Source organism: Nitrosomonas sp. Nm34 (genome assembly GCF_900113925.1).
Classification (GTDB): domain Bacteria; phylum Pseudomonadota; class Gammaproteobacteria; order Burkholderiales; family Nitrosomonadaceae; genus Nitrosomonas.
In genome coordinates this window covers 85,190-108,722 of sequence record NZ_FORD01000010.1, presented here as the reverse complement: position 1 = coordinate 108,722, position 23,533 = coordinate 85,190, and the positions used below count along the sequence as shown (strand labels likewise).

The following is a 23,533-nucleotide window of genomic DNA, read 5'->3' as shown; positions in this document are numbered from 1 at the left end:
CTTTTTGACAAGCTGATGTTACGTAAACGCTCGATCATTGAGACCGCCAATGACCCATTGAAGAATATTTCGCAAATCGAGCATTCCCGTCATCGCAGCCCGGTTAACTTCTTTGTTAATCTGATAGCCGGACTGGTGGCTTACACCTTTCGCGAGAAGAAACCCTCGCTTAATATCAGACTCCCTCAAGCTCTTCCAATCGTGATGTGATGATTCTTATGTCGAACTCACGTTAAATACAAACTGAGATAATTATTCAGCTTATCCTGAGTCCCGGATGAGCTTGCCATGTAGGCATAACTTACAAGCTTTATATTTGCACCAGCACGAAAAAATTTCAGAAAGCGTTTAAAAACCAAATACACTTGCCCAATGACTGCGGCAACAAGCGCTATTGTGTGCTAATACATAACATTCACGATACTTCATTAAAAGAACAATGGCGGTTTCAATGCACCTCGCATGAACTCGTTCTTGAGGAAATAAGCGACTATGAAGTAGCGAATAATTCTACAGACGAAGATGAGATATGAAAGGCTACCTGTAAAAGAACTCATCGTACCAACCGTCCATCATTTGTAGCACTTTCAAGAAATCCTTTTTTACAAGGAACAAATTCTGCATAGTCAGTTCCAACATACAAGGCACTGTTGTATAGCGAGCGTTTTGGATAATTGGGTATTTTTAAGTGATTGATTTTATCAGTCAGATTTAGACAGAAAAGTCTAAAAACAGTTATGCAGAAGTCTCGTCTCTATAAGCAGTGTACTTTCATTTTCAGGGGGTTGAGTATGATTTATTCTCCTGAATACTATCAATAGAAATTCTTATACTTGCAACCTGCAATTACGATAGTTCGTCAGGAATCTCTACAATTGATTTACTTTCGTTTTCAGGAGATTGCTCATGGTCTATTCTCCAGAATATTGTAAATATTAGAAATTCTTACACCTGAGACTTGCAATTATGATAGTTCGTTCTAGAACAGAGAAATTTTCTTCATCAGAGCTTTAATCCAATCCTTAATATAACCCTAGATTTCTCTAAGGAGGTTATTATGAAAAAATCAAATATTTTATTTCTTGCTATAACAGGAGTCAGCTTGTTCGGATTTATAGCGAATAATGCTATTGGTAAGAACGATAAAGAAGCATCTAAGGATTCAGATGATGCAGTTGTACGGGCACAAGAAGCTCGACCAGTGGAAAAAAAAGAAAAAATAGACAAACAAACTGAGGCTCACGATAAATCCGATATTTTTAAAGCCTCCAATGCTATGCCTCTCTCAGATGCCTTTAAAAATCAACCGGATAATGGAAAAATTACAGGATTCGATTTTTATCGAGATCCGTTAAATGCTAAAAAACCGTTTGAGACTTTTGAAGAAATAAAAAGTAAGCTTACCAAAGAACGCCCAACTGTTACAAAAACCCAGCAAGTCCTCCTCCAGAAACGCTATGACTTAACTCCTCGGTTAGATCCTCATGCAACGATGACGCGCGGAAAGCCGCTGGCTGTGGGTCCAACTGCAAGGTTACCAGATGGTTTAACCTGGCAAAAGCTGGCAAAAATGTCCAGCGATGAAATACGCAAAAAGAATATCTTCCCCTACCCTAGTCTTCCGCATCCACAACAATCAAGCGGTGGTATGGTATTTCCACCCACTCAGATTAAGATGTTTCCAAGGCTGGAAAGGTTTGACATAGAATTTGATTTACCAGAAGCTTTTTTGCCAGAATTTCCGCCCGCAATGTTTCTGCAGAATCGTCCAGAATTAGGAGATGTTTCCCGGGGAGAAGTTGTCTCGATTAACAATTTTTATGATCTTTTCAAAGATATTTTGACCCCTGTACAATTAAATGGTCTGCAAATGCTGCTGACACCACTCCCACAGGAAGATTTTAATCCAACAGATGATCGTAAATCTGAAAAACCCAGTCTCGGAGTAGCTTGTTTCGATTGCCATGTAAATGGTCATACGACAGCTCAATTTCATCAGAGCCCTGATATTCGCCCACAAGAAAGAAGATTTCGCCTAGACACAACAAGTTTAAGAGGAATGTATAATCAACAGATTCATAGTTCAAAACGAAGCTTGCGATCTGTTGAAGATTTCACTGAATTTGAATTCCGTACAGCTTATTTTAACGGCGATCCTATTCACGCAATGAAAAAAGGATTTCCAGTAATAGACAGAATTCACGTAAGCCATATGGCTCAGTTTCAAAATATGCTGGATTTCCCGCCAGCACCCAAATTAGATGTGTTGGGACGCCTTGATAAAGACAAAGCTACTGAGCAGGAATTACGCGGTGAAACGATCTTTTTTGGTAAAGGCCAATGCGCTACTTGCCATCAACCTCCTGCGTTTCTAGACCATCAAATGCATGATCTAAAGCTTGAACGATTTTTGAATGAACCGGGAGACGGGCCGATCAAAACGTTTACACTTCGCGGTATCAAGGACAGCCCCCCTTATTTACATGATGGCCGTTTATTAACCTTAGAGGATACTGTCGAGTTTTTTAACCTGGTTTTACAACTTCAATTGACGGACGAAGAAAAATCTGACCTTGTAGCATACATGAGGCAATTATAATCTCTCAAGGTCTGTTGCCAATTTGTGATAAGTATTTTAATAAGGTGCAAATTCGTCATATTGGGGTTCCTAACCTACAATGAAACGAGTTTGCACTGTCTCCACTGATGATTTGATCATTTTTTACAACTTATCTCAAAATATCACCTTCAGGCTTCAGTGCTTCAGGACGATTGCAGTCATTCATCAATTCAAGCAGGTTGATTTCAATATTCCGTGAGATTGCAGCTAAGGGCAGATCGTTAGGATGCAGGCCAAACGGATCTTCAAGCTCATCGCCAATAGCATCGAGTTCAAAGAATGCATACGAAATCATCAGTACTACGAGCGGTGTCAGGATGCCCGTTGTCTCAACTAATCCAAACGGTAAGAGAAAGCAGTAGGAAGCCACAATGCGATGAATCAATACCCTATAACTAAATGGAATTGGGGTATTTTTAATACGTTCGCAAGCACCGAGTATATTGGATAATTCGTTGAGCTGCGCGTCCATAAAGGGGTAACTGAATTCGTTTAGCCAGCGCCGATTGCGTGCGAATGCAAGATCACGACCCAGTTGCTGCAGAATGGCAAGTGGCCGATGTGTAGATTGAATAACCATGCTTAAATCTTCCGCAGGTAAAAACTTATTAATTTCCCCTGCCAGATCTTCATTACGCAAATGACAGCGTAGCGCATGTGCAAACGCAATGACACGTTTGACGAAAGCTTCTCGTAAATGTTGCAATTCCACACTATCCTGGACAGAGTCCAGCATAAAGCAAGCTTGGCGCGTCAAGCTACGCGAAGTATTGACTAAGCCCCCCCAAAGCTTGCGACCTTCCCAGAATTTATCGTATGAGGCGTTATTGCGGAAAGCCAGGAAAATGCCCATGATCACCCCGAGCAGCAAAAATGGTGTGGTAGTGAGCGTATAGGCTTGAATATTATAGTATAGTTCTATATAGGTAACGATCATCGAGGTAACCGTTACTGTAAGAATGCGGGGCCACGTTATCATAAAGCTGCTGCCTCGAAAGTGAAATAGCAACCGTACCCACGAAACTTTATCTTTATCTTTAACTATCACGTTAGTAACAATCTCTTATTAAATTCAATTCGTCCAATTCCGTTTACCAACCACTGGTTTCAAAATACTATTCCCAAAAGAGCTATGATAAGTTCATATCATAAGCCCATACTGTTTACCAAATGGAGATACCTGCCAGCCAAAGCACATAAAGATCAAGTATGATAAAAGACAGTCCGAGATAATTGACGGGAGAGTTTATGACATACGAACAGCTTGCCTTTGAGAAGAGAAATTATATCGAAAACAGCTAGTACGCAAAATCCTATATATAGGATATAAAGCGCTCTTGATCCATTACTAACCAAGTAGCTTATTCAGAACACAGGACTGCTCGCTACCGCTATAATTTAACTGGGAAATGAACTTAACTATAGCATCAGTGTGCAGCAGCCCGGTTAAGGTAGCGCTAGCCGAATCTGAGTAGTTTTGCCATTAACGTCGCAAGATCTCGCGCATCACCAGGTTCGCCTCGATCTCGTCCAGCATACGCCAGGCAGGGCGAAGCTGCTGTTTAGCAGCTAGCGGTAATTGACTCCCTATTTCGGATATAGGATGCTGACTGGCATTACCATAAGTTGTGAGCACCTGAGCGTGCACAGGCCGTGAGAATTCAATCAGAGCGATATAAGTATCTCCGGAGAATGATTTAAATTTACCATCTTCATCCGGTTCATAAACAATTTCACGAAAAACACCTAATGCAGTGCCGGCACCGTTACCGGGCAAATCAGTCTTGCCACGGCGCAAGCGGGCGATCTCGCCCCACGCTACATCGAGCGTGCCTTTAGTTGCCTGCAATTCACTCGCAGCATCCTGCAAGGCCAGTAGCGCCAGCGGTATATCCGCCAAACCATACGGAGTGGTCAATGGTTGAGTTGCATCAAAAGGTTGAGTATAGAAAAGACTGCCGACAAGCTGGTCCGGGGTAAAACTGTAATTGGGATCAGCTACAGTGGCTTTGGCAATCGTTCTTTCCAGCCATTTCTCAAACCACACGCCGAAAAGCCATGCCCCTCGACTTTCCGCCAGATACTGACGATCCCAATGACCCAATACATCGGCTGCTTGCAATAGCAATTGACTATTGCTCTCGCGCGCAGCGGTAATCAGGTCATCGAGCAATTGATCAGCTACCAGTGCGCGTGTCGAATGCTTGGCCGCGATCAATTCTTCATAACTCATCTGCTGGTGTGCATTCAGTATCTGCAATCCACGTAGTTCACGATTATTAGTAACATTCGCTGCGATGTTAGGGGAGTAATGATTTTTGTCAAGGAAAGGCATCGTCATATACCACGGTGCGCCGTTGGAATTTTGTACCCAACCACTGATGGGATCAATCGCTTTGGGTAGATCCGCATAGGAATGCGTCCTACTCCAAATCAAATTAGCGTTATTTCCGGGGACAGGCGCTCTCCAGAATGCTGCATCGCCTGTAGTTCGCACGGGAATAATACCGTTGTAAACAAGCATAATATGCTTATCTGCATCTGCATAAACCACATTGAATAAGGGTAGATGCTGACCTTGCAGCACATCCTGGAATTCTTCCAGACTACGCGCATGCCCCATTTCCCACCATTGCCGATTCATGCCAGCCAGCAATGGTGTTTCCAATAACGCAAAGCGCACCGCCAGTATCTGGTTATCCACCTCAATTACTGGCCCCTGCTTGGCGCGACGGATGAGTAAAACCTCGTTCGTCATGCTCCCATCCTGTTCGCGGCTTTGAATAATTTCGCGAGTAACAGTAAATGATTGTGTTATCCCATCGAGCAAATATCCCTCATCCAGCTTAGTCCCTGCCGGCTCTAGTTGGTAGAGATCGCAACCATCCATAGTGTTGACGGTATGCGTCCAGCCGAGGTGATCGTTAAAAGCAATTTGTAAAACCGGAGAACCTACCAGCGCTGTGCCATAAAGATTCACATCCGCCAGCAGGAAGTGTGCCTCATAGAATGTCTCCAGCCCGCGCCAATCCAGATGCGGATTGGCCAGTAACATGGCATTACCACTGGCTGAATAGGAAGAACCCAGTGCCCAGCCATTCGAGGCAACCGGCTGATCAGAAAAGTCGAAACCCGGCATTATTACACCACATTCGGAAGTACCAGCAATAAAAACGGTCATCACACGCGTCGTATGCGCAATCACATCCTGCGGCGTTACCGGCAACACCGCTCTGACTGGATCGGAAATAGTCTCCGGATACTGGTGTGCAAACTCATTAATGCCGGCAGCAAATGCATCTAGATTGGCACGAAAAGTAGCATCTTGTTCCCTATACCATTTTTCGGCTAGACCTGGAATACCCAATATCCGGACAGACCGGTCCGCGGGCAGATAATCTTCACCAAAAATTTCTGCGCTGCGCCCACGTGCGACGGCATAGAGTTTGAGTAGCAAATCCGCATGGCTGCGCATCTGCGCCCAGCCAAATGCATAGAAGGCATCGTTATCTTTATGGGCAATGATATGCGGCACACCCCAGCTATCCCATAAAATTTCTGGACCGCCATGGACTTGTGCAGGTGGCTGAATGAATTGGCAAGCACTCAGCAGTAGCGCTGCCCATAACATGTGCGGCAATGCACGCGGCATGGATTGAATTTTCATTTTGACTTTCTCAATTGAAGCTAATTATCTGATGAAATCCGCTTATACTTGTTGATGAGGTTCTGGAGGTACAGGTTATTTAAAGTGCAGCAGCATGCTGAGTACGCAAAGCTTTCTTATCTATTTTGCCGACACTGGTTTTGGCGATGATTTCAACCAGTTTGAATTGCGTGAGCAGTGCGTGTTTTGAAATCGATCCACGCTCGATTAATAAGCGCATTTGATCATGGACAGCCGACTCATTGAACGATGATTTCAACCAGTTTGAATTGCGTGAGCAGTGCGTGTTTTGAAATCGATCCACGCTCGATTAATAAGCGCATTTGATCATGGACAGCCGACTCATTGAACAATGCCTTATCCACTACTAGCAATGCCAGCGGTCGCTCACCCCAGCGCTTATCCGGCACGCCGATCACGGCAACTTCCTTGACGCCGGCAATCAATCCCAATGTATTTTCCAATTCAAGTGACGACACCCATTCACCTGCGACTTTGATGACGTCTTTCAGACGGTCAGTAATATACAAATAACCATCCCGATCAATAGTGCCTATATCCTGTGTGTGTAAATAACCACCTTGCCAAAGTGCTGTGCTGGCTTCAGGATTATCGAGATAACCCTGCGTCAGCCAGGGTGCACGCACGATGATTTCACCGCTGCCATGTCCATCATAAACCTGCGGATGCATCATGTCGTCGGCGATCCGTAAATCAACCAGCGGTATTGCACGCCCGGCGCAGCATAATGTAGACAGCGCATCATCCGTAACCGGCTCTTGCACACTGTCAAGGGCATTTAATTGTGCCAATGTCAAAATAGGAGCTGTTTCGGATAAACCATAGCCGGAAAAACAATCGACCCCCATTTCCAGTGCTAGTTTAGCCAGCGCTTGTGGCAATGCAGATCCGCCAACGACGACTTTCCAACCACAAAGATCCACACCGGATGATTGCGCTGCGGTCAATATCATTCTCAATAAGGTAGGAACACAATGTGAAAAAGTGACACGCTCTTCACGAATCTGTTTCAACAGCATGTCAGGTGTATAACGTCCCGGATAAACCTGCTTCACACCCAGTAGCGTCGCTATATAAGGAATACCCCATGCATGCACATGAAACATCGGTGTAACTGGCATGTAGACATCTTCACTATGGAATCGTTGTCGTGCAGCCGGTGCAGCTAACGCCATACCAGCAGCTAGTGTGTGCAGCACCAGTTGCCTATGTGTATAGTAAACACCTTTGGGCGCACCGGTCGTACCGGTAGTATAGAAAACGGTCGCCCGCATATTCTCGTCGAAGTCCGCAAATCTGAAATTATTGGCTCGGTCTGCCAGCCAGTTTTCGTATTCATCATCAAAGTGCAAAGAGGTTTGTGGCACCGCCGCTCCCTCCGTCATAACGATAAATTTTTTTATGTTAGATAATTCTATATGGATATTTTCGATAACAGGAATGAAATCAGCATGTAGCAACAGCATTGCGGCACCCGAATGATTCAGTGTATAAGCGATCTGTGCCGGTGTCAGCTTGGTATTGACCGTCATCATAACTGCACCATACATCGGTATGGCGAAATAGCATTCGAGATAACGGTGGCTGTCATGATCCATGACCGCGATTACCTCCCCTCTGCGAAAACCAGAGGCTGCCAATGCAGTACCAAATTGACTAATCCGCGTATACACATCGCGGTAACTCAGGCGCTGTTGATCACGGTAGACGATTTCCTGATTGGAGGCATTCGCCAACGGCGTATGCCAAAGCTGTTTCAGTAGTAATGGTGACGATGTCATTTTTTTAAGATTTCAACTAGAGAATCCACGCATCAGCTTATGAGTTTTTTTCTGACCGGATACTTTCTTTAAAACAACACAACTGACAGGTACCAGCAATAACGTAACAAATGCTGAAAAAATTTGACCAAATGCAAGCGAAATGACCATTGGCATCAGTTTCTCCGCATCGGAGCTTTGCTCGCTCATGAGAGGCAACAATCCCATCACAGTCGTTACTGTGGTTAGAAATATCGCACGGAAGCGTGCTTTACCCGCCAGAATTACTGCTTTATAAATCGGTATGTTTTTCTGGAGAATTTCATTGATTTTCGCAATCAATATCAGGCTATCGTTAATGGCAACCCCTCCTACGGCAAATAAAGCGACATAAGATTCCAACGATAGAGGAATTTTCAATAACAGATGACCTGCTACTGAGCCGATAAAACCAAATGGAATGGCTAGCATAATGATGAGCGGTTGCGCATAAGAACGCAGGGGTATTGCCAACAGCGCATAAATTCCCAGTAATGCCAACGCGCCATAACTCCATAGATCCGACATTGCTTTTTCTTGTTTTTGCCGGGTTTGACCTGGTTCAATTCTTAGTCCGGGATATTGCGCTTCCAGTTCGGGAATCACATTTGCACGCAAATCGGCAAGAATAGCTTCAACGTTGGCCTCTCCTTTAAAAATATCCGCACTGATTAATTGAATTCGTTCCCGGCTTTGCCGGGTAATGCTCGCAAAACCGGGAGTATATTCAGCTTCTGCTACTGTAGCGAATGGGACAGTATTGCCATTGGTCAATCTGATTGGCATACGGTATAAATCATCCAGAGAACGGCGATGCTCGGCAGGAAAGCGTAGCATCACCCTTACTTCATCCCGATCCATAAAAAAGCGCTGTACTTCCAGCCCAAAAAATCCATGGCGAACTTGCTCACCTAGACTCTGCATTGTTAATCCATAAAATGCTGCTTCTGGTTTAAGCTTGAGGCGCAACTCGGATTTACCTGTTTGCATAGAACTTGTTACACTGTGCACGCCAGCATAAGTAGAAAGCTTGGTTTTAAGAATTTCACCGACTGTGCTTTGTAGCGCAGCATCTGCGGCAACCAATTTCAATTCAATCGCTTTTGCAGAATGCGCCGTTGGCATGCCAAGATCTTTGGGCCAGAAAGTCTGGAAAGATAGCGTCGCACCAGAAGGAAGTTCACCGAATCGCTCCTGCCATTGTTTCTTCATGCCATCCATCCGGGAACGAATACGCTCATCAATCGCTATTTCGATATCAACAAATCCGGTATTGTCGTCGCTGACAGCAATAATATGCTGAAAACTGTCTTTTAATTTAGTCGATTCGTCGATTCCAAACTCTGTGTTTAACTCAGAGCGCATCTCACTGGCAATGCGCTCCAGCCGCATTATTTGATAATCAACTTCCTCAAATGGTGTGCCCGGCGGAAGTTGGAGAATGGCAAACAAATAATAGTCATTTACGGGAGCTTCCATCACGCTTTGAATGCGCCCAGAAAAAACAAGCGCAGCGGTAATCAGTAATATAATGGCAAACACGGATAGCGTGATATAACGAAGCCGTACCAGTCCTTTCAGTATTGGCGCATAGACATCATCAATAAACCATTGCAATCCACTATCAACACGCTCCTGCACAGAACTCATAGCAGCGGACCAGACATTACGATCTGTTTTTGAAGGGGAGCTGGCCGCCAAGTGCGAAGGTAAGATCAAAAGTGCTTCCAACATGGAAAATGCCAGAGTTACAATAACCACCAGACATATGTTGTACATCAGATAGCCGCTGAGCCCCGGCAACAAAAGGCCGGGAACAAAAGCAATCATCGTGGACAACACCATTAACACTACCAGAGGTGCCACCTCGAGTGTGCCACTGATTGCACCCGCTAAACCGGGACGTCCCCGCTGCTGATGCGTATAAATATTCTCACCTACAATAATAGCATCATCCGCTAAGACACCCAGGATAAGAATCAGAGCGGCAATTGAATAAGTATTTAGAGAAATTCCCAGCATCGGCATTAGCCAAAGTGCTCCTAGCAGTGAGATCAAAATACCACTGCTTACCCATAACGCCAGATAAAACCGCATGGTAAACATCAATATCAGAAAAACCAGAATAAAACCTGATACTGCGTTTTCCCATAACATAGACATATTATGTTTATAATATTTTGACCAGTCATCCCATGTCGAAATACCAATGCCATCAGGCAATTCAGGGCGGAATGCTTCAATGATTTCATTGACTGCTTCGACAGTTGTCGCAATCCGGTCTTTTGACATTACGAAGAGTTGCGCAGCCGGCTTGCCATCGATTCTTGCCATAAAATCTTTTTCACCGACTGTTTCGTGAATCTGTGCAATATCACCAAGCAGCAAGTGCGCACCATACGGTTCAGACCGCAGTTTGATCGCAGCATAATCAGCCATAGACATAGCCTGATTCTTACTTCGCAATAGCAGCTTGTTATCGGATTGTTTAAGTTCTCCTGCTGGTATGTTATTAGACGCAGCCCGAATAGCCTCGGCAATCTCCTCAAAAGTCAACGCATAGCGACGTAAATCGGATTCTGTAATTTCAATCGATACTTCATAAGGAGGTTTCGGCCAAGGTGTCAATAATCCGATCTCGGGGTGCTTGCTCAGCATGGCTTGTAATCGATCTCGTTGACGCATCAGGGCTAGCATACCGACTACATCATGTTCAGCATGCACCATTATAGTGACTGCAGTTGTGCCGATTTTCATTTCCTGAATTTTCGGCTTCTCGGCTTCTTTCGGAAAAGATGTAATGCGATCCAGTCTAGCTTGCACAGCAGAGTGGAAACGTGTCGAATCAATCGAGGGATCAAACTCGACGATGATCTCACATTCTGCCTGGCTGACAACGGTATTGATATGCCGGACACCTTCCAAGTCATGGATGGCTTCCTCAATAGGAATACATAGCGCTTGCTCCACTTCTGCAGGTCCTGCGCCAAAATACTCAACCTCGATTTTGAGTTGGTTCTGTGGTGCAGGGGGAACAGTATGACGCTTGGATACGGTTAAACCCATCAATCCGCCTGCAACAATAACCAGCATGAGCAAATTGGCAGCAATAGGATTCCTGGCAAACCAGATGATCAGTTTCATGGAACAATCTCAGTAGGGATGACTTCTACTCCCTCAACCGGGTGATGCAGACCAGACACAAGCACATATTCCCCTGCCTGTAATCCCGCTTTAATGACCACTTGTTCTCGTTCTCTACTGAGTACTTCCACAGTGCGAAAACGTAACTGCTGTTTCTGATCAACAATGACTACCCGATTATTATTGCGTAATGCACTGGCTGGCAAAATAACCAAATCTTCGAACCAGCGTCCTTCGATGCTGGCTTCTACGTACAAGCCTACCGGTAAACTAGCAGTAAACGATTTCGTGCTTTCCATGCCAGACGAGTTAATTTTTTTTGCGCTAAGACCGAATGGATCCGGGATTTGTGCAACCAGTACTACCATGCCGGTATCTTGCTCAACCACGCCTTCGCTTCGCACAATATGGCCTAGCCAGGTCTGTTGCTGCCCCTGGTAGTTTGCTGTGAACCTTACTGGTGCACCCTGCCTGGATTCATTACGAGTGGGGGAGTCTGAGAAATCGATGAAAGCAAGTTCATGTGTGCTTAATGGCAAGCGCACTTCGGCCAGATCACTGCTGTAAATTCTTCCCAATACCGCACCGCTACTCAGATACTGACCCATCCCTACTTCCTTATTACGTACCCGACCATTAAAAGGAGCGCGTATATCTGTGCGTTGACGTAATAACCGGGCATTCTTCAGCTCTTCTCGCTCTGCTGCTAACTTGGCTTTCTTCTCCTTAAGCTGCGGAATCCTTAGATTTAACGAATTAGGCTTTCCCTGTCCGAGATGTTGCCATTCATCACGTGCCTGTTCCGCTTCTGCTTCTTCTCGTGTCAGCTGATACTGGGCTTCCATTACCCTGGCTTGTGCTTGCGCTACCCGCAAATCATATTCTGCTGGGTCGATTGAAATCAGCAAGTCTCCTTTCTTGAAGAATCCACCGCTGACAAATTCAGGTGAAATTTTGATGATATTGCCTGAGACACCAGTCACCAGGTCTATTTCTGTTTGCGCCATGACACGCCCTCGCGACCGGACATCCATACGCAGCCGCTGAGGCTTTACTCTGATGACCTGAACGGATAGCGGTGTAACAATATCCTCCTGCTGCTCGGTTTGCGGCGGTGAAGTAACAATGGCAAAGGCAGCCAGTCCTCCCCCAATCGCAATCAGTAGCGCGATGAGTAATTGCTGGCGTGTTTTCATGGAGTAGTAACGATTAAATACCGGTTTCGGATCACTGCATCTGCCTCATTACACATCTCCACCCAGAGCCAAATAAAGATTGATGCGATTGCTAAGTAACTGCCGAGTGACAGACAAATGGGCGCTCTGTGCATTGAGTGTGCTGCGGTAACTGTCGAGTAAGGTGAGAATTCCGATCAGATTGTTACGATAAGAATAAACAGCCAATCTCTGGCTGGATTCAGTTTGTTCAACCGCTTTCCTAAGAGACGCTTCTTGTTGCCGTAACCACTCTTCTGCTGCCAGCGCCTGTTCAACTTCGCGAAAAGCATTAAGTGCGGTATTTTTGTAAAAATTCAGTGCTTCCTCTGCGCGTGCCTGATTCCGGAAAATTTCACCTTGGATACGCCCTCCGGTAAACAGAGGTTGCATGAGTCCGGCAAATACATTCCAAGCCACTGCCTTAGGGTCAATCAGTTCAGTCAGATCGCTGCTGCGCGTCCCGCCGGCAGCAGTCAGGGTAATACGCGGCAGACGCAGTTTTTTCGAGCTGGCTGTTCGGAAATCTGCAGCCTGCAGACGGTCAAATGCTGCAACTACGTCCGGTCTCCGTTCTAGTAATTCGGAAGGTAATCCGGCAGGGATATCAACAGGCAATTGCGGCAAGGCTATAGCATCTATTTCATTTCCACCCGGATAACGTCCCAGTAAAATTTCCAGACGGCGCGTGATCATCTGTATTCTATTACGTGTTTGCTTGAGTTGCGCTTCTGCATTAGCCAAATCAGTGAGGGCCAGGCGTAAGTCGAGACCGCGCTCCAGACCTCGTTGGAAACGTCCCCGGACTAAACTCACTATGATAGTTCGATCTTTGACCGATTGCTCGACCACCTTTGCCTGCAGATTTGCTTCAACTAACTCAAAATAGCTTTGTGCTACCCGTGCTGCCAAGGACAGTTTTACTCCATAATAATCGACAGCGGTTGCATCAGCTTCCAAAACTGCAGCCTGCTGAAAATCACGTATTCTCCCCCAAACATCCAATTCCCAACTCATCCCGAACAGAACTTCAAATACATCGAATCTTGATGATCCAAACCCTGCTTCTCGAATTTGAGCTCGCTCATGTTCAGCTGTGAGAAAAAACTGCGGCCAACGGCCTGATCCATCAATTCGTGCCTGTGCTATCGCTGCATCGACCCTGGCTGCTGCCGCTTTCAGTTCATAATTATCAGTCAGCGCATTGTCAACCAAAGTACTTAGCTGAGGATCACCAAAAGTCCCTACCCATTTAGTCGGCATCGGCTGGCCGAATGCTTTATCCTCAACCCATTGATCTGGTATCTCTGCGCCTACTTCCTCAACATGCCGCTGCGGCAGTATGTTACAACCTGTCAGGATAAGAAAAAGGATGATGCAAATAAAAATCCTGATCACTTAATCCATCCGATTCTAGTTATAAAAATGGCTAATAAACGTTGAAGGATAAAGAGGCATATCTGATCTAGCAGTTATTCCGGTTTGGGTAAAACTGATTAGCGAGCGCATTAGCGATATCCTTACGTACCTGATAAGCCTCATTAACAATGCTTCCAAGACGGGCGAAATCATGCGTCATTCCAGGATAAATTCTGACGAGCGTGGAAACATCTGCAGCCTTGAGCCGATTGGCATATGCAATACCTTCATCTATCAGGGGGTCATATTCGGCCAAAGCCAGAAACGCAGGAGCGAGATCAATCAGATTACTCGCCTCAAGAGGCGCAAAACGCCAGTCTTTTCGATCTGCTGCATCACGTAAATAATGGGTAAACATCCATTGCAGAGTCGTTGCTTCAAGCAGGTAGCCTTGTGCAAAACGACGATGTGACTCGGTATTCTGCCATGCGCTGGTACAAGGATAAAGCAATACCTGATATACAGGTTGTGGCCAATGGCTATCACGCGATGCTAAACACAGGCCAGTTGCCAGCGTTCCACCCGCACTATCTCCTCCTACAGCAATACGCGTAATATCCCAATTATATTCAGTACCTGCTGATAACATCCACTGATAGGCATCCTGTGCATCATAAACAGCTGTCGGGAAGCGATATTCAGGTGCCAGCCGATAGGCAACATTGAGCACACAACAGGGCGTTAATGCTGCCAAAGATCGGCATAAAGAATCATGAGAATCCAGTCCGCCTACACAATATCCTCCTCCATGAAAATAAAGTAATACTGGTAAAGGTCCCTTTTCTTCTGCTAACTCAATTGGCTTATAAAACCGTGCCTGGATCTGTCGGCCATCTCGGCATGGAATACTGATAGAGGTCATACTCTCAACAGTCATCCCAGGAGTATCCAATATCTGCGTTGAAGCATCATATTCTATCCGCGCCTGCGCAGGTGTTAACTCATGCATGCTGGGTCTACTTCCGCTCATGACATTAGCTTCAACCAATTCAAGAAATGCAGCGAGATCCGGGTCAAGCGACATTCAAACTTCTCCGATAATTAATAAAACCAGGTGTATCGCCTGGTAAGGATATGAATACAACATGGCGCCACCTAGAATCTGTACTTCAAAGTTCCCACGACCGTTCGTTCTGTTCCAAGAAAAAAATTACCAGCGAGCTGAGACGACACATACTTATTATTAAAAATATTGCTGGCGTTAATATTAAATACCCAAGATCCATAATCGTAGCGCAGCGTAGCATCGAATAAAGTAAATGCGGAGGTCGTACTGGTATTTTCCGGATCATTGTATACTCTACCAACATAACGAACGCCTCCTCCAATCCCCAGTCCCCGCAACCACTCTATGCCCAGACTCCTGAAAGAATAATCCAGCCAGGCCGAAGCCATGGTATTGGGTACTAAAATAGGCATTTTGTCTAAGTCGGTATCATTGCTTTTGGTAACGGTTACTTCCTGATAGGTAAATGAGCCAATAAAATTCAAGCCAGGTAATAAGCCAGGTAACAGTTCTGCTTTAGCCTCCAGTTCAGCGCCGCGCGAACCGATCTCGCCTGTTTGCATTCTGCGAAACGGATCATTGGGATCACGTGTCAATACATTGGTTTTAGTCAGATCAAATAATGCAAGTGTATAAAGGCTTCTGCCACCCACTGGTTGATATTTAACCCCCACTTCATATTGAGCACCACGTGTCGGATCGAATGGATTGTTGTTAGAATCAAAGCCCGGTTGTGGCAAAAATGATTGCGAATAGCTAACATAAGGGGCGATGCCATTGGCAAACCGATAAGTTAAACCAGCCCGACCGGTAAACGCATCAGCTTTGGTTTTTGTTGTTTCAGAAATCAGAAGATCCTTGTCAGTAGAATGAACTCTGTCATAACGGCCACTTAATGTCAGGATCCAATTCTCGTCGTACCGAATTTGGTCTTGTATATAGACACCAAATTGATCAATTTTTTGCTTGGAATGGATACCCAAGATATCAGGCTTAGGAATCGGTTGCGAATACACCGGATTAAGGATATCGATGCCAGGTGTAACAGAACCATCCTCGCTTCCTTCAAAAAATTTGAGTGAAGCATCGGTCTTATTCCAGTCTACACCTACAAGCATCGTATGATGAACTGGACCGGTATTGAGCTTAGCTTGTAAATGGGTATCGATTGCAGTCTGGTTTAATCGTTCCCTAGTAGAAAAAGCGGAACGATCCTGCAAGGTAGGTTGATCAACCGTATTATAGCCGAGCGGAAAGAAATCATTAAACCGCCCGTCTTGATCCGTATGGCGAAAATTCTGTCGTGCCGTAAACATCTCATTAAAGTGATGCTCGATCTGATAGCTGAAAGAAGATTGATTTGTCGAATATCTAACAAATTCTGGATCTCCTACCAGAACATTGGTACGTCTGCCATTCGAGCCCCCTAGATAAAAAGCGGATGAATTCGTACGATTGTTAAGCACATCGCCCATGAGCGTGATAGTCGTGTTGACTGTTGGCCGCCAAGTCACCGAAGGAGCAATATAAAAGCGTCTAAGAAATGCGCGTTCTCCGCCAGTATTGGGAAATTTAACCTGCGTATCCGTATCCAGTCCCAAGCTTACGAGGCGGAACATCAACGTTCCATCACTGTTTGCGAATCCTAAATCGGCAGCAACCCGTTTACGGTCAAAATTGCCATACTGCAACTCTATTTCCCGGATTGGATCAGCACTGGGACGCTTGGTCACACGATTGACGATCCCCCCTGCATCACCACGACCAAATAATATCGAGGATGGTCCGCGTAGCACATCAATTCGTTCCAATCCATAGGGATCGGTAATATAAGAACCAAAAAACAGACCCGTCGCTTGATTACTCAAGCCATCACGAAAATTTGCAGTGTTCAATGCATCGAAACCACGCATGAATAGATTTTCAAAGCCACGCCCCTCAAACCCGAAGTTATCAACGGTAACACCCGGTGTATAGCGTAAAGCTTCAGTAAAATTTTGTACGCTGCGTATGTCAAGTTCATCACGCGTAACCACCGAGATCGATTGCGGGATTTCAATAATCGGGGTATCTGTCTTGGTCCCAGTCATACTGCGTTTAGCAGCATAACCGTTAATCCGGTCAGATGCTTTGCCTTTAACTGTCACCGCCGGTAATACTGTAGCATTCAACTTATCCGCATCTGTCTCAGTTGAGTTGGCGGTCATTTCTGACTGTGGGCTTTTTGCTTCTGCTGCTTTATTCGTTGTTTGCTCAGATGATTCAGCAGCACCTTCAATCTGCTGGTTTTTTGCTTCTGCTGCTTTATCTGCTATTTGCTTTGTTTCTGCATAACTACTGAGTGATATTGCCAATAACGCCAGTTGCACGACTGATAATAGGATTACGTTTTTTAGTTTAATTGTTTCTGCGGGAGGCGTTATGATGCGATTCATATTAATATGCTGACTAGTTTAAGAAATATTGCCTATTAAGCAAATGCTGTAGAAACTCCACGTTTTGTCTGCATGGCGCTTGTTTGATTAGAGGCATTCATGAATGCCTGAGCAATTTCGTTCGTACGTACAGCAGTTACTGAGAGCAAGGTATCGCTCAATCCATGGCTTGATTCACAAGCACCTTGCAGAAAAACCGCTGGCTTGAAATTAGGGGTACTGCATAGTCGGTATTGACGATCTACCGTAAAATCTCCGAAATAAGGAGTGAGTGGCGCTAACAAGGATTTGTGATGATCCCGGTGATAGCCCGTGGCAAGCACCACAGCGTCATAAGTTTCTGTTCGTTCACAATGGGTATTCATATCATGTAAAACAAACTGAATACCTTCTTGCAGGGAAAGCACCTGCCTGACTTCATGTCGCCGCAGAAAACGATGGCGCTCGCTACCTGACACTTTCTGTCGGTAAAGCACATTGAAAATTTGTTCAATTAAAACCAGATCAGGCGCGGCATAATTGGTATGCCAGAAGTCATTAAGGATCTCGGCTCGATCTTGCTCAGAGCTATTAAAAATAAAATCCGTGAAGTCAGCATTGAAAATCTCATTGACGAATGGGCTGTCATCCGATGGCTTAATCGAGCGCGCACGCATAATCAGATCAACCTGAGTTATCTGGAAACGATCATGCAAATCCATGAAAATTTCTGCTGCACTTTGCCCCCCTCCCACTACTGCAATCCTATTGGCTGAGGGATATTGTTTAATCTCTTGCAGATAACTACTGGAATGAAATACACGTGGATCACCGTTGAGTGACAAGAAACTATCTGGAATTCTCGGCTGGCCGCCGATACTGATTACCAAATTTCGTGCTAGTCGCTCGTGCATAACTTGTTCAGCATCGCACGAACGGATACGCAGCAGTACAATCTCCTCTCCACGTTTCTCCGGTACTATCTCGATCACTTCCTCACCATAAGCGCAGCATTGGTCAAAATGCGATGCTGCCCATGCCAGATAATCATTAAATTCATGCCGACTCGGGAAGAAGGTTTTGAGATTGATAAAATCCTGCAACCGGTTCTTTTGATGGAGATAATTGATAAACGTGAAATGACTTGAAGGATTGCGCATCGTAGCCAAATCCTTGAGAAAAGAAACCTGCATATGCGCGTTATCCAACATCATGTTGGCGTGCCAGGCAAAACCGGGTTGTTTCTCAATGAAAAAAGACTCGATGTTATAACCAGCTTGCTTTTTTTCTTGGAGCGTAATAGCAAGCGCTATATTGGATGGGCCAAAGCCAATACCGATCAAATCGTAAACTTTCATGATGAAATCCTCAGGATAAATAAACAGAATGGAGTGGTAATGTGCTGCGTGGCACCCACAATTGTTCAGCAAAAAAGCGCTCTCGTAACAGCATCCCGAGCATGGCGCGTTTATGGGGGAAATCGAACTCCTTGAGAAGCGCGTAACCGCATTGAGCAAGATTCCGCATCATCTTGTGATTGTCAGCGCGGGGTTCGATGACAATGCGCTGAGTTCTATCATCATCAAGAAATAAATAGTGGGAAATAGACGGCAGCCAAGCGGTTACGAAAGGTTTGCCTCGTAAATGAGGCTCTCCAATTAACACATGCCAGCCACGATCAAAATTGTCTACATCATAATAGGGAGCAATCCGATCTTCTTTAGCCCAATATATTTCAAAATAACCAAAAGGTTCATCATCAAGGCAAGCAATGAGATTAATCACATGTGGATCACTCTGGATACCCTCGAGGTATGAACGGTGTTTAGCGAAATCACCCGTTTCCTGCCAGAATTCTGCCACAACCGGATCATTCATCCAGCGACTGAAACGTGCAAGATCGGTCGCGAGATCGACTGTTCGGAAGGATAAAGTCCGCCCCAGCCACATGATATAACGCTGATAAACAATACCAACGGGCTTAGGCGGCCGCAGCGGGTGGCGGCGGCCATGACTAAAAACAGGATAAATCGGATATGGCTGAGATCGCGATGGGGAAAGCCATACTCTGGCTTGCTGCCAGAAAAGCTCCACATACACAACATTTCGGCCATCTTCAGTCTTAACCACTACCCCCGAGTTGAATAACTCACCACACTGCTTAATGGATGTAGAAAGATATAACTTTGCCTGATTGAGGTAGGAGATAAACGCAATTTCAATTGCCGCCAGCAATTCAGTGACATCCGGATGTGCTGTATAAGGATCAGCCCACTCTAGCGTTAATTGATCAGATTGCTTATATAAGCGCCAGATCGTTCTTTTTTTGTTTTCGCAATTCTGCACGCTCAATGTGTTACCTTCACAGGTAACGAGATAGCGTGCCTGATCTGGGCAAGATAACAAGCTCACCGGACGCATCGACTGCTCTACTAGCGTCTCACAAGCTTGCTCGTTTAATTGATACCGTTCCATTTGTCTCCCAGTTAACTGATTTTGGTAAAACCCTCGTTATACTGATTGAAGACGAATGAGAAGTATTATTATTTACATATTTTATAAAATTTTAGCTATCTAGCATGTAGGGAAGAATTAGAAGATAGTTATGTCATTGATAAGCAGAGAAAATTGTCCGCAATGAGCAGCAGCTAGATGCACTGCTTTAGTAAAAATTAGTGAAAGGATGGCTATATTGGTGTTAAACATTTACCGTGACCATTCGTCTTTTTTGGTATATCTCCTCTCTTTTATGTATAAACCATGCTTAAGTATCTTATCAATCAATCCAAACTATTGCTGTTAAGTGCATCGTTTGCTAGTATCGTGCATGGCATTTGCAGTGTACTGCTGCTTGCTCAAATCAGTGAAGCACTCACTTCGACAGCATCTGATCAGGATGAAATGGCACTCATTTTTGCAGTAACGGCGCTCTGTGTCATGCTGAGTTATATGGTGGCGGCCATTCTCTTTGAACGTCTAGGGCAACGCGCACACTCCGAGCTACGCAGTTTTATCGCACAAAGAGTGATTGCTGCCGATTACCGGCAGCTCGAGCAACTCGGTGCTGCACGAGTACAATCTGCCCTTTCCGAACACTGCACACGAGTGGCTGAATTCTTTGTCAGTTTTCCGGTCATTCTTACCAACGCCGTAGTGGTCGCTGGTTGCCTGGTTTACATGGCGTTTTTATCATGGCAGGTATTCCTGCTCGCCCTCGCTGTGATTGGGTTCGGTTCACTAGGGTATCACCTCGCCCATTTACGTGCTATTAAACATCTTGATATTGCCGCCCAGGAACAAGATAACTTATTTGCCTATTTTCGTTCACTTACTGACGGCGCCAAGGAATTGCGCCTCAATCGCGATAAACGCACTGCTTTTTATGATGATGTGCTTAAACGCTCTATCGAAAAGGTACGTAAGGAACGAACATTTGGCATGTCTGTTTTTGTAGCCTCAGCAAGCTGGGGTAATTTCCTGATTTACGCATTTATTGGTTTGGTGTTATTTTTGCTGGTAGGCGACGTACCTGATCGGACATTGATCATGACGGGCTACGCTCTAGTGTTCGTTTATATGGTAGGACCGCTCGAAGCATTACTGTTGAATATTCCACGGGCTAACCTTGCTCAGGTATCAGCCAATCATATAGAGGAAATTACGCATTCCATGTTCTCTTCTGAATCCCAGACAGACAAAATCGAGCTGCCGCCTCTGCAATCTATTGTATTACAGAGGGTGTTGCACCGTTACTATCATGAACAAAAGAATGAAATGTTTACGCTGGGGCCGATTGATTTGCAGTTCTTTCCGGGTGAAATCACTTTTCTGATCGGAGGCAATGGCAGTGGTAAAACGACCTTGGCAAAATTACTGGTGGGACTCTATCCACCAGAAGAAGGTAGCATCAGCCTTAATGGCAAAGCTATAGATGATACAAACCGTGATTACTACCGACAGTTCTTTACCACTATTTTTTCCGACTTTCACCTTTTTGAGCGGCTGCTTGAAACGGATCATGGCAACGATCTGGATCAAAGGGGAAATCAGCTATTAACCAAACTTCATCTGCAAAATAAAGTAAAAGTCCAGGATGGCGCCTTTACCACGCTCACCTTGTCGCAAGGACAACGTAAACGTCTCGCGTTAGTGATCGCTTATCTGGAAAACAGACCCTTCCTGGTATTCGATGAATGGGCAGCCGATCAGGATCCAGCATTTAAGGAAATCTTTTATTATGAATTGCTTCCAGAATTGTGCGCGATGGGTAAAGCCATCCTGGTTATTTCACATGACGACCGCTACTTCCATTTAGCCGATCGTGTGCTACGCATGGAAAATGGACGTTTGATCTTTGATCATCGGAAAGCAACCAATACCCAAACTGAAATAACCACACCCTCTATGGTGACTGCCAATAGTGCCACTTAACGTCATGAAAAAATTTGTTGAATCCACGATAACTGCTGATATCCTGCAGCAGGAAAAACAGCCCAGCAAATCCAGAGCAAATCGCCAACTACTCACACTGTTGCACCGCTGGGCGGGTCTCTTTCTGGCAGCCTTCCTATTCATTTCAGGATTGACTGGCGCTATTATCTCTTGGGATCATGAGCTGGATGAGTGGCTTAACCCTCAATTATTCGAACGACAAAGTCAGGGAAATCCGCTTCCCCCCTTGATGCTCGCTGACCAATTCGAAGCATCTCATCCCAAAATTCTGATTACGTGGCTACCGTTGTCCCTGGAACCCGATGAGAACCTTGGGTTAGGTGTAAACTCTCGCCTTAATCCTGATACTGGCAAAGCATATGAGCTGGATTTCAATCAAGTGGCACTTGATCCCGTAAGTGGCGAAGTACGTGGTACGCGCATGTGGGGTGAAGTCTCACTCAGCCGGGAAAATTTCTTGCCCTTCCTGTATAAATTACACTATAGCATGCATATCCCGGATGCTTTTGGACTGGAATTAGGCATATTGTTTATGGGCATACTGGCGATGGTATGGTCAATCGATTGCTTCATCGCACTTTGGATCTCGTTTCCCCATTTTCAGGCATGGCGCAAATCATTTGCTTTCCGCTGGCAACAAGGCGGTTACAAGCTGAATTTCGATGTGCATCGCTCAGGTGGGGTGTGGTTATGGGCTTGTTTATTGATACTTGCTGTAACCGCTATTTCTATGAACCTTAAACAGGAAATCATGCGCCCTCTCGTCTCTGCCTTTTCCGCCCTCACCCCAGATCCGTTTGCGCACCGTACCCCCCGGCCGCATGATGAGCCGATCGAACCTTCGATTACACGGCATGAAATCATTCAACTCGCTACGACAGAAGCGCAAAGAAGAAATTGGAACATTCCGCCAGGTGGCATGTTTTATGAACCAGAGTATGGCATTTATGGTGTAACGTTTCATGAGCCAGGTCAAGATCACGCAAACTTTGGTCTTGGTAATCCTTGGCTTTATTTTGATGGCCAGGACGGATCCTTTCTCGGTGACAATATCCCGGGGGCAGGCAGTATGGGCGACTTATTCTTGCAAGCCCAGTTTCCCTTGCATTCCGGTCGCATCCTTGGCTTGCCTGGACGTATCCTGGTTTCCTTGCTAGGAATAGCAGTCGCAATAGTGTCCGTAACAGGAGTGATTATTTGGCAGAGGAAACGTTGTGCGCGTGCGAGAATCATTAGTCATTACTGTAAATAATCTTTATTTATTTACGTGAGTTCGACATAAGAATTATCACATAACAGCCGGATAGTTTGAGGAAGCTTGATATACGAATGTTGCATATCTAAAGACCAGCATCAATTCATCTCGCATCATTACATGATGAAAAGACAAACGCTTATTGTCTCCAAAAATATTCGCCAAATTATGGAGCATGAGCGTAAGCTATAAAACGTAATTTAGAGCACCAGCGAGTAGCTTAAGCTTTCCAGGTAACGCAAGAAATCGTCTGATCGCACGCAAACAGTAATGAGTGTTGAATAAAAATTATATTTTTTATGCCATGCCTCACAAAAAATACAATCTGGGGCTTTTTAGATGCATGGTTTCATTGCATTTATACAAAGATAAAGTTAGGTAGCTTGAAGATGAAAAAATGAGGATGTCGAACTGGCACCCGCTAGAGGCCTCAAGGATAAAGGATGTACAGTAACTTAAGAATAACCTGGTGAGGCCAATAGCTCACCAGGTTATATACGAGCATAATAAAGTTAACACAAA

At 45.1% G+C, this 23,533-nt stretch carries 15 protein-coding genes; 4 read left to right on the top strand and 11 right to left on the bottom strand.

Going from position 1 to position 23,533, the window contains the following annotated elements; all coding sequences use genetic code 11:
• On the top strand, positions 1–210 hold a 210-nt coding region (locus BM283_RS06565), incomplete at its 5' end, for a transposase (RefSeq protein WP_217646457.1).
• Between the two features lie 847 nt (positions 211–1,057).
• The gene (locus BM283_RS06560; protein ID WP_090691115.1) at positions 1,058–2,599 is read left to right on the top strand and encodes a cytochrome B6; all 1,542 of its coding nucleotides are present in this window, start codon (positions 1,058–1,060) and stop codon (positions 2,597–2,599) included.
• 130 nt (positions 2,600–2,729) lie between these two features.
• Here BM283_RS06560 and BM283_RS06555 read toward each other — a convergent pair whose 3' ends face one another.
• The 11 genes from BM283_RS06555 to BM283_RS06510 all read right to left on the bottom strand — a co-directional run bounded on the left by BM283_RS06555 (position 2,730) and on the right by BM283_RS06510 (position 19,779).
• A complete protein-coding gene (locus BM283_RS06555; RefSeq protein WP_090691112.1) occupies positions 2,730–3,668 on the bottom strand; it encodes a bestrophin family protein in 939 nt (312 codons plus the stop codon).
• Positions 3,669–4,103: 435 nt separating this feature from the next.
• On the bottom strand, positions 4,104–6,287 hold the full coding sequence (locus tag BM283_RS06550; RefSeq protein WP_090691110.1) for a penicillin acylase family protein: 2,184 nt from the start codon (positions 6,285–6,287) through the stop codon (positions 4,104–4,106).
• Between the two features lie 79 nt (positions 6,288–6,366).
• On the bottom strand, positions 6,367–6,507 hold the full coding sequence (locus BM283_RS18720; RefSeq protein ID WP_175492051.1) for a hypothetical protein: 141 nt from the start codon (positions 6,505–6,507) through the stop codon (positions 6,367–6,369).
• A 19-nt stretch (positions 6,508–6,526) separates the two neighbouring features.
• A complete protein-coding gene (locus tag BM283_RS06545) occupies positions 6,527–8,089 on the bottom strand; it encodes a long-chain-fatty-acid--CoA ligase (RefSeq protein WP_090691107.1) in 1,563 nt (520 codons plus the stop codon).
• Between the two features lie 12 nt (positions 8,090–8,101).
• Positions 8,102–11,251 carry an efflux RND transporter permease subunit gene (locus tag BM283_RS06540; protein ID WP_090691104.1) on the bottom strand — a complete coding sequence of 1,050 codons (3,150 nt, stop codon included), beginning with the start codon at positions 11,249–11,251 and terminating at the stop codon, positions 8,102–8,104.
• Positions 11,248–12,447 (bottom strand): efflux RND transporter periplasmic adaptor subunit, encoded by a 1,200-nt coding sequence (locus tag BM283_RS06535; protein ID WP_090691100.1) that lies wholly within the window; start codon positions 12,445–12,447, stop codon positions 11,248–11,250. The genes BM283_RS06540 and BM283_RS06535 overlap by 4 nt, the downstream gene beginning before the upstream one ends.
• 48 nt (positions 12,448–12,495) lie before the next feature.
• Positions 12,496–13,863 carry an efflux transporter outer membrane subunit gene (locus BM283_RS06530; protein ID WP_090691098.1) on the bottom strand — a complete coding sequence of 456 codons (1,368 nt, stop codon included), beginning with the start codon at positions 13,861–13,863 and terminating at the stop codon, positions 12,496–12,498.
• A 67-nt stretch (positions 13,864–13,930) separates the two neighbouring features.
• A complete protein-coding gene (locus BM283_RS06525; protein WP_090691096.1) occupies positions 13,931–14,908 on the bottom strand; it encodes an alpha/beta hydrolase in 978 nt (325 codons plus the stop codon).
• Between the two features lie 71 nt (positions 14,909–14,979).
• Complete coding sequence (locus tag BM283_RS06520; protein ID WP_090691093.1) at positions 14,980–17,325, bottom strand: TonB-dependent siderophore receptor; 2,346 nt, start codon at positions 17,323–17,325, stop codon at positions 14,980–14,982.
• 35 nt (positions 17,326–17,360) lie between these two features.
• Entirely contained in the window at positions 17,361–18,662 is a 1,302-nt protein-coding gene (locus tag BM283_RS06515; RefSeq protein WP_090691091.1) for a lysine N(6)-hydroxylase/L-ornithine N(5)-oxygenase family protein, read from the bottom strand.
• A 10-nt stretch (positions 18,663–18,672) separates the two neighbouring features.
• The gene (locus tag BM283_RS06510; protein WP_090691086.1) at positions 18,673–19,779 is read right to left on the bottom strand and encodes a GNAT family N-acetyltransferase; all 1,107 of its coding nucleotides are present in this window, start codon (positions 19,777–19,779) and stop codon (positions 18,673–18,675) included.
• Positions 19,780–20,064: 285 nt separating this feature from the next.
• On the opposite strand from BM283_RS06510, the gene BM283_RS06505 reads away from it, so the two are divergent.
• Positions 20,065–21,735, top strand: a complete 1,671-nt coding sequence (locus BM283_RS06505; RefSeq protein WP_090691084.1) for a cyclic peptide export ABC transporter — start codon at positions 20,065–20,067, stop codon at positions 21,733–21,735.
• Positions 21,736–21,739: 4 nt separating this feature from the next.
• A complete protein-coding gene (locus tag BM283_RS06500; protein WP_090691081.1) occupies positions 21,740–23,008 on the top strand; it encodes a PepSY-associated TM helix domain-containing protein in 1,269 nt (422 codons plus the stop codon).
• The last annotated feature ends 525 nt before the right edge of the window (positions 23,009–23,533 follow it).